We start from the raw sequence: 15884 nt of genomic DNA, 5'->3' as shown, positions 1-15884 counted from the left end.
TATCAAAAAGTACAGTAAAGAAGGTTCTCTTTTTCTATTAACGAAAAAAAAAAGAAATAGTTTTTTTACTATTTCTTTTCATATAATTACTTATTGATATTAAATTTTTGCTTCAATTCAGATAGTTGCTTTTCCTTTGCCTTACGCAACTTTCCATCTAGCTCCTCAATCCATTTTACTTGGCTATACTTTCCGTCGGGGTGTGCTGCTGTATAGTTTTGAAACTCCAGTCCCTGCTCGTCGAAAATATCTTTATACATATCTTCCAAAATAACGAAATTTTCAGCTACATTTTGTTTCAGTTCTGCCATTCCTTCCCACTCAGGCATAATAATCGCTTCCAAACCTTGAATATCTTTAAAAGATACGGTAGCAGCTTGTCCACTTGCTTTTGCAGCATTTATTTCAGCTTCAAATTCTCTAAAGGCAGCCTCATCAATAAAAAAGCCTTCATCTATTTCATCTGTAATTACAAAACCAATAACGGCATCATTACTTGCTAGTTTTCGAAGCATCAGTTCTTGTTTCCAACCATTTACTTTTTCAGCTTCTTTTTTGTTCATTGAAGCCCAAGGCTTACCATAATAGTTTTCCCAAAGTGTAGAATCAGTTGGGTTTTCTGTTAGTTGTTGCCAAATAGCAGACTTTCCCATTGGGTCTTCTACAAAATCGTCTTGTGCTTGGGCAGATGCTGCCCCCAGTACAAACAAAAATAAAATAAAAAATAATTTGATACTGTTTTTTATGAGTACGTTGTTATTTTTTTCAAAAAATAGTACAGAAAAATGATGAATGAGATAAGTTATCATATTAAACTTTGGGAGTGGAATTGCTTTTGGAGTGACGAGTTGTGAAGTATTTATATTATCGTAAACAGATTGATTCATAGAAAGTTAGCTTTTTTAGAGTGGTTTTTTCAGTTAAGAACGATAAATTTAAAAATTGGTTCTTTCTTTTGGAAAATCAAACATGCAAATGTGCATATTTTGATTCTAAATTTCAAATAAAAACGCAACAACAATACCAATACATTCAAAAAAAATAGGTTTTATACTACAATTTATCTATCGAAGGTATGGATTATATCGCAAAATAGAGAAAATACAGAAAAATCGTATTTTTGTAAAAATAACCTAAACTAGAAACTTCAATAATCTATATTATATATGTCTTCAGCTATTTTGAAAACCAATAAAGAAACTGCTCCTACTCATTTTGGTAAAATTACGCCTCAAATTCTTCAAGAACTTGAAAATATAGTAGGAAAAGAATATATTTTTACTGACGACAAAAACCGAGATACATATTCAAGAGACCATACAGAAGACTATTCTTTCTTACCAGACGTTGTCTTGAAGCCACGCACACCAGAAGAAATTAGTCAGATTATGAAAATCTGCAATGAACATGTTTTGCCTGTTACGCCTCGTGGGGGAGGAACTAGCCTAAGTGGGGGAGCTTTGCCGACCAACCATGGTGTAGTTATTTCAATGGAACGTTTCAATGAAATTATAGAAATTGATACCTTAAATTTACAAGCTACTGTCGAAACAGGCGTAATTACAGAAGTTTTTCAAAATGCTGTCAAGGAAAAAAATCTTTTTTATCCACCCGACCCAGCAAGTAAAGGTAGTTGTTTTATTGGTGGTAATGTTTCTCACAACTCTGGAGGTCCAAAGGCTGTAAAATATGGCGTTACTCGTGATTATGTTCTGAATTTGGAAGTTGTTTTGCCTACTGGAGAAATCATTTGGACAGGTGCAAATGTCTTGAAAAACTCTACTGGCTATAATCTAACCCAACTTATTACAGGAAGCGAGGGAACTTTAGGAATTGTTACCAAAATCGTTTTCAAACTTCGTCCTTATCCTCATAAAAATATTGCTTTGCTTGTGCCTTTTGAGAGTAATGAGGAAGCGTGTAGAGCCATTTCTGCCATTTATATTGCTGGAATTACACCTTCTGGAATGGAATTTATGGAAAGAGAAGCCATTGAGCGAACTATGTTTTATTTGGAAGACAAAATGAACCAAAAGACCAATATAGATTTACCAGATAATATTCAAGCACATTTAATCATAGAATTAGACGGCAACAATGAAGAATCTATGATGCAAGACGCTGAAAAAATCGTCGAAACGCTTGAAAATGGCTTTAAAATAGGAGAAATTTTGTTTGCCGATTCGGAAGCTCAAAAAGAAGAACTTTGGAGACTTCGCAAAAATATTTCTCCTGCCGTAAATGCTTATTCACTCACGAAAGCAGAAGATGTTGTAGTCCCTCGTGGAAATTTGCCAGAGCTTATTACTTCTATCAAAAAAATTGGAAATGAATATGGATTCCGTTCAGTGTGTTTTGGACATGTAGGTGATGGCAATTTGCATGTCAATGTTTTGAAAGAACAAATTTCAGATGAAGACTGGAATACAAAAGTAGTAGAAGGCATTGGAGAAATTTTTAAAGAAGTAGTTCGTTTGGGAGGGATGCTCTCTGGCGAACACGGAATAGGCATCGCCAAACGCCCTTATATGCCTATTGCACTAGGCGATGTAAACCTTCGTCTGATGAGAGAAATCAAAAAAGTATTTGACCCTAATGGAATATTAAATGCAGGCAAGATATTTTAACCCTGCGTTACATTTAACACAAAACAAGGAACTTCCACGAATAAAATTTTGTATTTTGATAAAAATTTAGGTTATTGTGCGTTGTTTTAAAGGTTATTAAGGCTTTTAAAGCAACTCTGAATCACTCAAATTTATTTATCAATTAACTCTAATTTAATTTATTCTTATGGATCAACAATCAGCAGAAATCATTGGAACACTATTCGGTGGTGTTTTTGGAATTATCTACCTAGTTATTATTATTGCCGTAGTAGTTGCTCAATGGAAAATCTTTGAAAAAGCAGGAAAACCAGGGTGGGCATCAATTATTCCAATATATAATTTAATTGTATTTTTAGAAATTATAAATCGTCCTATTTGGTGGATTGTATTTTTCTTAATACCTGTAGTTAATATTATTTTTGCTTTAGTTTTTTTAGTCATATCAGGTTTAGATTTAGCAAAAGTCTTTGGTAAAGACACTGGCTTTGCCATTGGTCTTATTCTCTTACCTGTTGTATTTTATATGATTCTTGGTTTTAGTGATGCTCAATATCAAGGAGCAGGAGGAGCAAAATCTTATGACGACGGAATTTTAGACAGAGGATAATTTTTTCTTTAAGACATACTAGAAACTTCTTAGGTCAGTTTTGATTCTGATTTAAGAAGTTTTTTTTGTATCTTCTGTTTTATAAAAAAGTTGTTTAAGAATAGACAAATAACCGTCGTTGAGGCTCAAAATACAGCCGTCAACGAGGATAAATTACCCTAAACGACGGTTTTAAACCTCGTTTACGGTTGAAAAAATACATTCTTAAACAACTTCAAAAACTACTTCCTACTCAAATACATTATGCTCAACCTAATAGCTTCTTCTTTTGGTGGAGATTTGCCTGTTGAATTAATTTCGCAATTTCTTCCTACCTATCTAATAGTAATGTTTTTATATTATGTTGTGCCTTTTCTTTGTTTATGGAAAGTTTTTGATAAAGCAGGCAAAACCCCTTGGCTCGCACTTATTCCTATTATTAACTTTATTATTGTATTGGAAATCATCGAAAAACCAAAACAATGGATTATATTTTTATTTTTTCCTATTGTAAATTATGTTTTTCATTTTATAGTGTATATTCAACTTGCCAAAAAATTTCAAAAAAATGCAGGTTTTGGAGTCGGAATGACACTTTTACCTTTTGTCTTCTTACCAATATTGGCGTTTGGAGACGCACAGCTTGAAGGACGTAAAGAAATATTTTATGATGATAAGGTTTTAGATAGAGGTTAGTTTTTATATCATTACACCCCAAAAACTTCTCAAGACTAGATAGATAGTTTTGAGAAGTTTCTTTGTGTCTTAATTTTTGTCCATTTAGTTTTTCGTATCTTTGTTCGCTATTCTGAACATCAAAAAAAAAACTTAAGTAAATGGATAATTTGAAACTGATAACCGAAAGTTATATAACTTATTAATTTTCAATCATTTATCAAGATTTATAATGTAAAATAAATTTGCTCAATTACTTAACAACAACATAGGATAGATTTAGATACTTCACTATAAATTTATGTGGTAATACAGAATTATCCATTATCCATTCTAAACCTTTAGCTCAGCGAAGCTAATTGTCAATTTATATTAAATGGCTCAAAATTCACAAACCAACACATCAACACTTTTTAAACGTATTATTGGAAATATATCTGGAGGAGACAATCAAACTCTTTTGGTTTGTATTGGTGGTTTGCATGGCAACGAACAAGCAGGTTACAATGCGTTGGAGTATCTTTCCAAAAACTTAGACAAAAGACTCTTCAATGGTCATTTTGTAGCTATTGGAGGAAACTTAGAAGCTCTAAAAGCACAGAAACGCTATCTACAAACCGACCTTAACCGAATTTGGCTCAATGACTTGATAGACAATATTCCGACTGATTCGGAGGTTGCAGAATATGAAGAATTGCGTCAGCTTATTGAAGTTTTGCGTGTAATTCCTCACGATACATATAAAAGACGCATCTTGATAGATTTACACACTACATCTGCACCAAATGGAGCTTTTGTAGTACGTACTACCACCACAGACGATACACTAGCAAAGCTTCTAGAAGTGCCTATTATTTTTGGTTTAGATAAAAAACTGGAAGGAACAGCCATGACCTATATGGAACAATGGGATTATGAAACTTTTGCTTTCGAAGGAGGAACAATAGGCAAAGAAAACTCTGCTAACAATCTGATTACTGGAGTTTGGCGTATCATGCAAGCACTGCAAATGACAACACAACCTATTCCCAACTTAGAACATACTTTGGGAGAGACAATTCAAAATGGAGTTCCAAGTACGCTGAGTTGTGAGTATATTCATAAAGTACCACAAGGTTCAGTATTTAAAATGCTAGAGGGCTTTGGAAATTTTGATAGCATAGAAAAAGGACAACTTCTCGCTCATCAGGATGGAAAAGAAATTCGTTCTCCTTACAATGGATATATTCTGATGCCTTTGTATCAAGACGAAGGAAATGATGGCTTTTTTGTTGTGAAATAATCCTAAAAACCTAATATCGATTGTAATTTAAAAGCTAAAAAAGATACTACTTTAAAGTAGTAACAAACTTAATCTTTGGAACAACATTCATGAAACATATATTTGCACTCTTTATTCTCTCCATTATTGCCATATTTGTTATGGCAGCCACACAGTTTATTGGACTAGGAGTATTATCTATTTCTTTGGGAATATCTCCTGTAGAAGTAGCTTCTAGGTTACAAAACATAAATCAATATCCAGAGCTTCGTACACCTATTTTACTATTGCAGGGAGCAACACAGTTCTTTAGCTTTTTTGCTGTCGCCATCTTTTTTGCAAAATTTGTTTACAAATACAACCAAGCAAATAGTGATAGTGGAGCAGTTCACGTAATGAATCCAAAACTAGCACAGCATTTTTTAGAAGAGCCTCTATTACAACGCTATAAAACTCCTGCACTTATTTTTTTAGTTGTTATTGTACTTGCTATTGTTGCTTTTCCAGCAGTTTGGGTAACAGGCGCACTAAATGGAGCAGTAGATTTTCCAGAGGCTCTACAAGGTTTGGAAAATTGGATGAGAGAAAAAGAAGACCAAAACCAAGTTCTTACTCTTTTTATGATTGATTTTGCTAGTCCTTTTCAAGCCTTATTAGGTTTTGTAGTCATTGCAGTACTTGCAGGTCTGTGTGAAGAAGTCTTTTTTAGAGGGGTAATGCAACCCATTTTCCAAAACCTTACAAAAAATAAACATGTAGCTGTATGGATAACGGCTATTATTTTTAGTGCTATTCATTTTCAATTCTATGGCTTTATTCCTCGTATGCTTTTAGGAGCTTTGTTTGGTTACTTGTACATTTATACCAATAATATCACAGTTCCTATTTGGGCGCATATTTTAAACAATGGTCTGACCTTGATAATGACTTTGTTTGTTGGTAAAGACATGCTCAATACTCCAACACTAGCAACAAGCGATTTACTGACTATGATTCAACTAGGAATTTTGAGCTTGCTACTTTGTATAGGAATTTTGAAATTTATCAAAAATACGATGCAAAAAGTAGCCTCTCAGAATATGAAATAATTACATTAAATCATAAAGTTTCAATCAAAATTGAAAGCCAAATCTTTTGGCTTTTTTTTTGATTTAGGTAAGATAGCTACTTTTCAAACTAGATTTCTTTACTTATCCATATCTTACCTATGAAAAATTACATTAGGAACATAAAGTTCTCTCGTCTCTATCAACTCTTCCTGTTGGTTTTCTTTTTGAGTTGGTCTGCCCCTGTTTTTTCTCAATCTCTTTATGAGATTCAATTTTCTTCTGGTAGCACAAAATATAAAGCCTTTTTAGTCTATTTCAATGAAGACGATGCCTACATGCGTATTGCTTACAACTACAATGGCAAATATAATGTGGTAGAAGTAGATTATACGTCTGTTTCTGGAAAAGAAGACGGTTACAATTATTTTGTAATGCAAGGCGAAAATCCTCGTTTTATTACAGATAATACGGGTTCAAGAGCAAATCGCCAAACCTATAACCCTGACCATTTTGTGTGGGTATGGGACGAAACAACCAAAGGAGAAAAACCATTTGTTACTGACGACCCTAATTTTAGTGAAGAATCTTTAAAACGAGTAGATTCTTATAAAGAACTAAAAGTTTCTGAACTTACAGATGCATATCTCAATGAGTTTTTTGGAAAAACTGAAGAAGATTATTTAGCTTTTCAAGGAATGCGTGATAATGAACTAGAAACTCATGTGGCACAAGAGCATTATGAAAACAATACTGTACAGCAACAACAACAAGAAGCTAATTATGGCGCAGCAAAAATGCACTTGGTAATGCTTGTAAATAGTAGCATTGGAGATATTGGCGCAAGCTGTGAGACAGACAGCAGAAACATGTCTAAAGAGTTTGAAGATATTGCAGCAGCTTTGAAGGTAGATTTTAGAAAATATGAAATCAAAGGAAGTAGTTTTACTAAAGAAAATGCAACGAGAGTACTAAATGGACTAAATCCAGGAAGTAACGATATTGTAGTTTTTTATTATAGTGGACATGGTTTTCGTTGGTCTGACCAAACAGATGCTTACCCTCAAATGGATATTCGTGCATCTCCTTACACAAAAATATCGGCAGAAACAACCATGTCAGTATCTTCGGTCTATAACCTCTTAGATAAAAAAGGAGCAAGATTAAATATTGTCATTACAGACTGCTGTAACTCTGATATTGGCGTAAATAAAATGACTGAAACGAGCTTTTTGGCGGGTCGTTCTTACCAAACTCCTCATATAGAAAAATTACAAAAGCTATTTTTAGCCACAAAAGGAAATCTGATTGTTACTTCTTCTAGTGCAGGACAGGTTTCGTGGTCAAATAGTGTCAATGGAGGTTTCTTTACACTTAGTTTTTTACAAGCATTTCACGAAGAGATTAGCTACCTCAAAACTCAAGAACCATCTTGGGAAAATATTTTGAGAAAGTCTCATAGCAATACTGTAAACAAAACAGATGAAGGCTGTAGAAATTGTACTACTCAAAACCCTGTATATTATACCAAAATTAGTAAGCGATAACATTCAATTAGCCTATAAAATCTGTATTTGTAAAAGATACAGATTTTATAGTTTTAACTTATTTCTATGAACCCATTACTAAAGAAAAATACACTATTTAATTTTTATATAATTACTTTTTCAGTAAGTTTTTTCTTATCTGCATTGAGTAGTTGTAAAGAAAAAGACCTACGAACAATGGAACAAATTGTAAAAAGCTCTAAAGAAACAGAGTTATTTTTTGTATCAGATACACCTACTAATCCATCAGAGCAAATTGCAGATAAAATATATTTGTGTGATTACGAAGTCTCATCTAAAATTTCTATATCAAAACAGCAATCGGATAGTCTTAAATTAGCCCTTTTAGACACCACAAACTATATTTATGATATGGAAAAAAAATGTATGATGATGCCTAAGTATGCTATGCGATTTCAAACTAAAAAGGATACCTTAGATATTGTTTTTTCAGACAACCCATGTGCTAAAGCGATTGCTAATAGCTCTCACATTAAAAATCTTGTAGATAAAGATAAAAAAGAAGGAGTTTTCTATGTAGATTTGACAGAAAAGAATAGCATCATCAAAACTATTGAAGAGATACTCGCCGTATCAGAATGAGTTTTTACCTCTCAAAACAAGCCTATTCATAAATAATGGCTTAATGTTTGTCAAATTCCAAGTAATCAATTATATTGTTTTTAATTAAAGGATTTACTCTATTTTTTTCAAATCAACAAAATAGAGCTTCTAAACAACAAATTCTGACTACAAACTTGGTGTCTTATTGTTTGTTCAAATACCCAAGATTACGATATATCAAATTATTTTATCTCTCAAAACTAATATATTTTTAAGTCTTTTATACGTACTTTCTATGAATAATATTTTACGTTATTTCGCTTTCAGTTTTGCCTGTATAGCTTCTATGGCAACTACATTTTCTGCTTCTGCTCAAAAGGAAATAGACAATCCTATCATTGCAGGAACAAATAGTGAATATATTACTATTTCTAAAATTACGACTTCTCCTGACAGCACTGTTTTTCAAATGGAACTAACATGTTATGAAGGGCTAGAATATACACTTCACGAAAAAGGTTCAATTCACGCTTATAAAATGCTAGTGGGAGACAAAACATATTCTTTACTGAGAGTCAATGGAATCGAACCAGGAGTAGTTCAGTGTAATATGATGAGTGTACAATACTTTCATTTAGTCTTTGAAGCATTACCAGAAAATGCTGAAGTAATTACACTTAGAGAGGGAGATGGTAGCGAATCTGATTTATTTTTTGATAATGTTTTATTGGCAAGTTTGGAAGATGCCACAGAAAAAGCAAAAGCTGGAGAATCTAAATATCAGAAATTTTTGGCAAAGCATTATGAACAACAGTATGATTACGAAAGCGCACAAGAATATTTGAACATGTACATAGACCAAGTGGTAAAAGAAGAAGGCACACAATCAAAGGAATATTTGGATGCACTAAGTAGTCAGATTCAACTTAACTTAAATATTGGAAATTATATAGAAGCAGAAGAAATCTCACTACAAACCATTGAAGCTGTTGGTGTAGATAACCCAGAGGTTGCAAATATTTTATATACATTAGGTGATGTGTACCAAGTTTTGGGCAAGCATGAAGACGCTGTGGAGAACTATATACAATATTTACGTACTATGGAAAAAGGAGACCAACTCAAAAGTGCTACCTATTCTATGGTTAATAACTTAGTGATGTACTCTTGGGCAAGCATGACAGACACATTAGACCGTCAGCCTTTAGCAGTAGGAGTTGCTGTAAACCCTTCAAAAATAGAAGAAGGTACAGCTCAAATGCGTATTTATGCTGTTGGAGCAACAGAATATATGGTTTCAGATAGTGAAGAGTTTAAGGGTAGTAAATGGAATACTTACGAACCTGCTCTTATGACAGAAAAAAAGCTAAAAGCAGATACCAAAACACTTTATGTACGTTTCAAGGATAATAAGAATAGACTTTCAGACCCATTTGCTGTCAAGATACACTCTGAAGAATAGTAAAAGGAGTTAGCTTTCTTTCAATAAATAGATACTTTTAAAAGGCTTTTTGATGTTTTCGAAAAGCCTTTTATTATATTTGTAATATATCAAAGATTATAAACAAATTTTAATACGAAACTAACAGCATCAAATTAGGTAGAGTTTTTGTCTATGATATAATTATTACCCTTCAGCAAGTATATTAAAATTAATACTTTAGGATTAGAAATCTAGCCCTAAGTATTATTTAACATAAGTATATTGAAACCAAATTTAATTTTATGATAACACGTAAACGACTATCACAAAAGCTATATAAAAGCTATTTTTTTCTAGCCTTTATATGTAGTTCATTTTTTATTACTTCTACTTTAGTTCAAGCACAAAGTGATACAACAAATGTAGATGATATGCATACCTTACCAAAGTCAAATAAAGGTGAAGGTCTTGATGAATATGTAATTGCAGAGCAGCTACGCATGACACAAAAATATCCTAAGGCGATTGCTTTTTACGACCAAGCCATAGCTAAAGAGCCTAACAACTTAGAATATCTTTACAATAAGTGTATGTGTTATTATGAAGGACGCAACTTTGCTGCTGCAGAGCCTTGCTTTCAATCTGTTTTAGAAAAAAAGGCTAACTATATTCCTGCTTATGAGATGTTAGCCAATACATACAAACAAAAGAAAGAATATGACAATGCTGTCAGTATGTATGACAAAATTATTAGCATTGCAGAAGATGATGGTGAAAAATTTGCGTATCAGTTTCGTACTATCGACCTTCTTTTCAGAACAGGAAACGTAGAAAAAGCTGGAAAATACATCAAGAGTGCTAATGAGCTATTCCCTGGAATGCCAGACTTATTTTATCTGCAAGCTCGTTATGAGAATACAGTAGGAAATAATGAGAAGGCATTGGAGCTTATGACTCAACTTATGGAAATTACAGGAGGAGAAACAGGAATCGGTTATGACAAAGACTTTTACGAATTAGGTTATACGCATTTTAAACTAGGAAATTATGCAGAGGCAGAACGTGCTTTTAGTAAAATAACCAAAGGAAGTCAGTTTGCAGCTCGTGCAAACGAATTTAGTCCAGAGTTTTTGATGAAAGTTGCTAATGGATACTCTAAAGTTTATGAGTTTAACGATGCCAGACAACTGTTAGAAAAAGTAATTGCTATGAGAGACCCTTTTCCAGATGCACAAGAGTTGAAGTCATATATAGAAAACAAAGCAGACAAAGATACGCTCTTACAAAAGTTAAACTTTCGTTTGGAGATGAACGAGAAAGCACGTTCAGGAAAACTAGAGGGCGACCAAGACCCTAGAAAGTTTATGCTCAACACACCTCAAAAACTAGAAATTTATGGTAAACTAACTAAGGTTTATTTAGAATTAGCGAACTACGACGATGCCCTAGAGTATTCTCGCCAATATACGGCGATTGACCCTAGAAACCCTCTTATTTTGTTTTATCAAGCACTTGCCTTGCAAAAAGTAGGAGATGAGGTAGAGGCAGAATCATTACTTTTAGCTATTAGTAGTACGCCTCAAATCAATAGAAATGCCCGTGCTATGGCCGCTTTTGCACTTGGTATTTTTCAGCACAGAGGCAAACAGTATGCACTAGCTGTTAAAAACCTAAAAAAAGCTGCTATTTTGAGTCCAGCTTTCGGACCAGCTTCTAAATATGAAATTGCTAGTATTTCTGTAGAAGACCCAGATAGTGCTATGGACGAAGACATGGAAGAAGAAGTAGAAGAATAATTATTGTTTTCTATTTTATAAAGAAAGCCATTCAATTATATAAAAAATTGAATGGCTTTTTTGTGTATATCTTTTCACAAATTAGCTTGGTACAGCGATTATTCATCTTCTTTTCTAGCATTAGTTAAAGGTTTTCTACGAAACTTCATTAACATCAACTTATTTCCTACAATCCCAAATTTGTAAACAGTGTTCTTTACTGTATTTTGTGTAAAATTGCTGTATTGGTAGTTTAAGGAATCTCCTGTAATATCTTCACCTGTTTCCCAACCGTAAAAAGAATAATACTCTACTGAAGTAGCTTGCTCATTATACTCAAACTGATGATGTGTTTCTGTAGTATCTGTTCCTTCTATCATATAAGCTGTTGCACGAAGATAAATATTTCCATCATGCAAAAATACTCTGTCCACTTCATACTCATCATCGCTATTGGTAAGTTGCAAGACCCATCCTAATTGTCCTTGATTATTATATTTTGCTAAAAAAATATCATCTTTCTTACCACTGCGAACCTCTATATTATCAAACACAGGAGCATATTTGAATGTACCTCCTAAAAAAATATTTCCCTCATCATCTATTGCCATGTCGGAGGTTTTTACTTCCCCCCTTCCATTTTTGTTCATCTTATTGATAATTGTAAACCACTCTAATTGGTCGCTACTATTATATTTGGATAAATAACTATTATAGTAGCGAGTAGGGTTGTTGATGATTGTAGTATCTATTTTAACTTTATCCTTGTAAGCCTCAGATAAATACAGATTATGCTGCCTGTCTGTTTGAGGAAGAGAATACTCTGTTTTGTCTTCTGTCTTGACCCATAAAACTGTCCCATTTTTATCATAATTAGCCACATATCCTCCTGCTTTTTTATCTACTTTTATTCTATCAAAATAAGTAGAGTCTTCAAAATGTCCAGACAAAATAACACCTCCTTCTGCTGAACTTCGTATTGCTCCTACATAATCATCTCCAATGCCTCCAGCCTGTTTTTTCCAAAGTAGCTTTCCATTTGTATCAAACTTTAGAAGGAAAACATCTGTACCTCCTTTGCTCTGTAAGTTTGTTTGCTGATTTATGTTTATTTCTTCTGAGAATGTTCCTGCCAAATATACATTTTCTACCGAATCAATGATTATTAAAGGAGCTGTGCGCTGATTTTCAAAAAAATTTCCTATAATATCTACAATCCATTTTCTATCATAAGGAGGAGCTTTCTCTTCTTCTACTTCATCTTGCGTTCCACTTGCTTCATTGGTTTGTGCTGGTAGCGTAAAAGGATAGAAAAAGATAGCTAGAAAAAATATATAACTAAGGGTAAATGTTTTCATAATTTTTGATTTATCCTAACTTTAGGGTAGCTGATTACAGAAAGGGTATATTTTTATTTTGCCAAAACAGCATTTGGGGTTATATCTATACCAAAGATAAAAAAAATGATTGTCTAAATGAAAAGTGATAAACCATAGAATAACAAGCAGAAATATTTTTTAATAAACTACTACAACTTATCATATACGCATTATTTGTTGGCTGATTCGTGCCCAACAAAAAAACAACCTCACTTTTAGTTTAAAAATGAGGTTGTTTGTTCTATTTGACTTTTCACTTTATTTGTTGTTCTAATGCCATAAAGTGAGTTATACTGTCTGTGTATAGAGGAAATATTTTAATCTTACACTTATAAGGAGTTTTATCTTTTTTGTAATTGATGATTGAAGTTTCAAAAGGTTGTCCTTCTCTAAGCCTGTTCTGTATGTTTGCTTTTGTTTTGTTAGATGTTCTGTTGCCCTGCAAAAAATTAGGGTGTTTGCCTGTCGCAAACTTTCTTGAATAGCCTGTCATTTTTGTAAAGCCATTATTTACCCACATGATTTTTTCTAGCACATCCGTAATTATAATAGCTTCAAAATCGTTGGCAGAAAATATTTCTTCGAAATTATTTTTCCATTTGAATTTCTTAGCAAACGATTTTACTTTATCTATATCTACATTTTGACTCAAAATGGCTTCTTGATGCATCAGACTAAAAACATCTCTACTTAAAAGAGGAAAAACTGATAATTTACTTTGCTCAAAAATACTTGCATTGATAGTGTTTTTACTAGATTTTAGTAGTGATAAATAGACATCTAAACACATCATATCAGAAAGGTTATCGTTCATAACATTGTAGTTTGAGAAGTAATAAAAAAATAAGACCTTGTTTAAAATATCTGATTTGAAAAATCATTTTAAACAAGGTCTGATAGGCAAAATATTTTAGTTATTGATTTTCAAAACTGCCATAAATGCCTCCTGTGGAACTTCTACTGAACCAATTTGACGCATACGTTTCTTACCTTTTTTCTGCTTTTCTAGTAGTTTACGCTTACGAGAAATATCACCACCATAACATTTTGCAATTACGTTCTTACGAAGTGCTGAAATGGTTTCTCTTGCAATTACTTTTGCTCCAATAGCTGCTTGAATAGCAATTTCGAACTGCTGACGAGGAAGAAGTGATTTTAAGTTTTCACAAAGACGCTTACCCCACTCATACGCTTTATCTCTGTGTACGATGGCAGAAAGTGCATCGACAGGTTCTCCATTGAGCATCACATCTAGCTTTACCATGTCAGATTTACGAAGTTCAATTAGTTCGTAATCAAATGAAGCATATCCACGAGAAACTGTTTTTAGCCTATCATAAAAATCAAATACAATCTCTGCAAGTGGCATTTCAAAAATCATCTCTACACGGTCTGTTGTGAGGTAAGACTGATTCATCAAAATTCCACGTTTTTCCATACAGAGTTTAATTACAGCACCAATGTAATCAGCTTTTGTAATAATGGAAGCTCTAATAAATGGCTCTTCTACAAAGTCCAATACTCCTGGTTCTGGCATTTCAGATGGCGCACTTACAAAATAAGTTTCTTTACGCTTCGTAGTAACTTGGAATTTCACAGAAGGAACAGTCATAATAACTGTCATGTCAAACTCTCTTTCCAAACGCTCTTGTATGATTTCCATGTGAAGCATTCCTAAGAATCCACAACGGAAACCAAAGCCCAAGGCTGCCGATGTTTCAGGCTCCCAAATTAGGGCAGAGTCGTTGAGTTGAAGTTTTTCCATAGAAGTGCGAAGCTCTTCAAACTCTGTTGTATCCACAGGATAAATTCCTGCAAAAACCATTGGCTTAACATTCTCAAAACCTTCAATCATTTTCTTACAAGGCTTCTCCACATGTGTAATCGTATCTCCGACTTTTACCTCCTTAGCTTGCTTGATTCCAGAGATAAGATACCCTACATTTCCAGCCGAAATTTCCTTTCTAGGCTCTTGTTCTAGCTTCAAAACACCAATTTCATCGGCTTCATATTCTCTGCCAGTCGCCATAAATTTTACTTTATCGCCTTTCTTTATCTTACCATTCATCACTCTAAAAATAACCTCAATTCCTCTGTATGTATTAAATTCAGAATCAAAGATAAGAGCTTGGAGTTCTTCATCTGGATTTCCCACAGGAGGAGAAATACGTTTTACAATCGCATCTAAAATTTCATCTATTCCTATTCCTTCTTTTGCTGACGCTGAAATAATATCTTCACGCTCACAGTCAATCAAATTCATAATCTCATCTGCCACCACTTCTGGCTGTGCACTTGGCAAATCAATCTTGTTCATTACTGGAATGATAGTCAAGTCATTTCCTAATGCTAAGTAAAGATTTGAAATCGTCTGTGCTTCAATACCTTGCGCTGCATCTACGATAAGCAATGCACCCTCACAGGCAGCAATAGAACGAGAAACTTCGTACGAAAAATCTACGTGACCAGGAGTGTCAATCAAGTTGAGGATATACTCTTCCTTTGTCTTTGGGTCAATATAATTCATTTGGATAGCGTGGCTTTTTATTGTAATTCCACGCTCACGTTCCAAATCCATATCGTCCAAAACTTGCGCCTGCATTTGACGTTCAGTAATGGTATTGGTGGTTTGGAGAAGACGGTCGGCAAGCGTACTTTTTCCGTGGTCTATGTGTGCAATGATGCAAAAGTTTCTAATATTTTTCATATATCGTTCTATGTAGCCCATTTTTTAGAATGGGTAATTTGTTTTATGCTTTTCTAAATGTGATGGTTTGCTGCCCTGCTTTTCGCTCTGAAATTAATTAACAAAAATACAAATAAAGATTCAGATTTGAAATAATTTGATGAAGGAGAATGTTTTGAAATGTTGTGAGTGAGTGAAAATATAGGCTCTTTTTTTATTTTTCTATGTATATTGTTTTTGATGATTAGAATAATCAAAACAAATAGAGTTCTGAATATATGTAAACCGTCGTTTAGGCTTATAGCCGTAAACGAGGATTTAATAACCCTAAAC

General features: G+C 33.5%; 13 protein-coding genes. 9 read left to right on the top strand and 4 right to left on the bottom strand.

Going from position 1 to position 15884, the window contains the following annotated elements:
- Nucleotides 1-86: 86 nt before the first annotated feature.
- Nucleotides 87-887: a hypothetical protein gene (locus QZ659_RS00990; protein ID WP_291720530.1), complete on the bottom strand. Its 801-nt coding sequence runs from the start codon at nt 885-887 to the stop codon at nt 87-89.
- A gap of 279 nt (nt 888-1166) precedes the next feature.
- On the opposite strand from QZ659_RS00990, the gene QZ659_RS00985 reads away from it, so the two are divergent.
- The 9 genes from QZ659_RS00985 (at nt 1167) to QZ659_RS00945 (ending at nt 11507) form a co-directional block, all read left to right on the top strand.
- Nucleotides 1167-2627, top strand: coding sequence for an FAD-binding oxidoreductase (locus tag QZ659_RS00985; RefSeq protein ID WP_291720527.1), 1461 nt, complete (start codon nt 1167-1169; stop codon nt 2625-2627).
- Between the two features lie 166 nt (nt 2628-2793).
- On the top strand, nt 2794-3216 hold the full coding sequence (locus tag QZ659_RS00980; protein ID WP_291720524.1) for a DUF5684 domain-containing protein: 423 nt from the start codon (nt 2794-2796) through the stop codon (nt 3214-3216).
- Between the two features lie 243 nt (nt 3217-3459).
- Complete coding sequence (locus QZ659_RS00975) at nt 3460-3891, top strand: DUF5684 domain-containing protein (protein WP_291720521.1); 432 nt, start codon at nt 3460-3462, stop codon at nt 3889-3891.
- Between the two features lie 355 nt (nt 3892-4246).
- Complete coding sequence (locus tag QZ659_RS00970) at nt 4247-5152, top strand: succinylglutamate desuccinylase/aspartoacylase family protein (RefSeq protein WP_291720518.1); 906 nt, start codon at nt 4247-4249, stop codon at nt 5150-5152.
- An 89-nt stretch (nt 5153-5241) separates the two neighbouring features.
- Nucleotides 5242-6219, top strand: a complete 978-nt coding sequence (locus QZ659_RS00965) for a CPBP family intramembrane glutamic endopeptidase (RefSeq protein ID WP_291720515.1) — start codon at nt 5242-5244, stop codon at nt 6217-6219.
- A gap of 119 nt (nt 6220-6338) precedes the next feature.
- Complete coding sequence (locus QZ659_RS00960) at nt 6339-7724, top strand: caspase family protein (RefSeq protein WP_291720512.1); 1386 nt, start codon at nt 6339-6341, stop codon at nt 7722-7724.
- Nucleotides 7725-7790: 66 nt separating this feature from the next.
- Entirely contained in the window at nt 7791-8327 is a 537-nt protein-coding gene (locus QZ659_RS00955) for a hypothetical protein (RefSeq protein ID WP_291720511.1), read from the top strand.
- A gap of 256 nt (nt 8328-8583) precedes the next feature.
- Nucleotides 8584-9750: a tetratricopeptide repeat protein gene (locus tag QZ659_RS00950; protein ID WP_291720508.1), complete on the top strand. Its 1167-nt coding sequence runs from the start codon at nt 8584-8586 to the stop codon at nt 9748-9750.
- A gap of 263 nt (nt 9751-10013) precedes the next feature.
- The gene (locus QZ659_RS00945) at nt 10014-11507 is read left to right on the top strand and encodes a tetratricopeptide repeat protein (RefSeq protein WP_291720505.1); all 1494 of its coding nucleotides are present in this window, start codon (nt 10014-10016) and stop codon (nt 11505-11507) included.
- Between the two features lie 98 nt (nt 11508-11605).
- On the opposite strand, the gene QZ659_RS00940 is transcribed toward QZ659_RS00945, so the two are convergent.
- The 3 genes from QZ659_RS00940 to lepA form a co-directional block, all read right to left on the bottom strand.
- Entirely contained in the window at nt 11606-12844 is a 1239-nt protein-coding gene (locus QZ659_RS00940; protein ID WP_291720502.1) for a hypothetical protein, read from the bottom strand.
- A 274-nt stretch (nt 12845-13118) separates the two neighbouring features.
- On the bottom strand, nt 13119-13679 hold the full coding sequence (locus QZ659_RS00935; protein ID WP_291720500.1) for a PAS domain-containing protein: 561 nt from the start codon (nt 13677-13679) through the stop codon (nt 13119-13121).
- A gap of 96 nt (nt 13680-13775) precedes the next feature.
- Nucleotides 13776-15572, bottom strand: coding sequence for a translation elongation factor 4 (gene lepA / locus QZ659_RS00930; RefSeq protein ID WP_291720725.1), 1797 nt, complete (start codon nt 15570-15572; stop codon nt 13776-13778).
- Nucleotides 15573-15884: the final 312 nt, after the last annotated feature.

The sequence above is a fragment of the Bernardetia sp. genome (assembly GCF_020630935.1).
GTDB lineage: Bacteria > Bacteroidota > Bacteroidia > Cytophagales > Bernardetiaceae > Bernardetia.
Note: the sequence above shows the minus strand (reverse complement) of the source record. Positions and strands in the feature narration are given on the sequence as shown.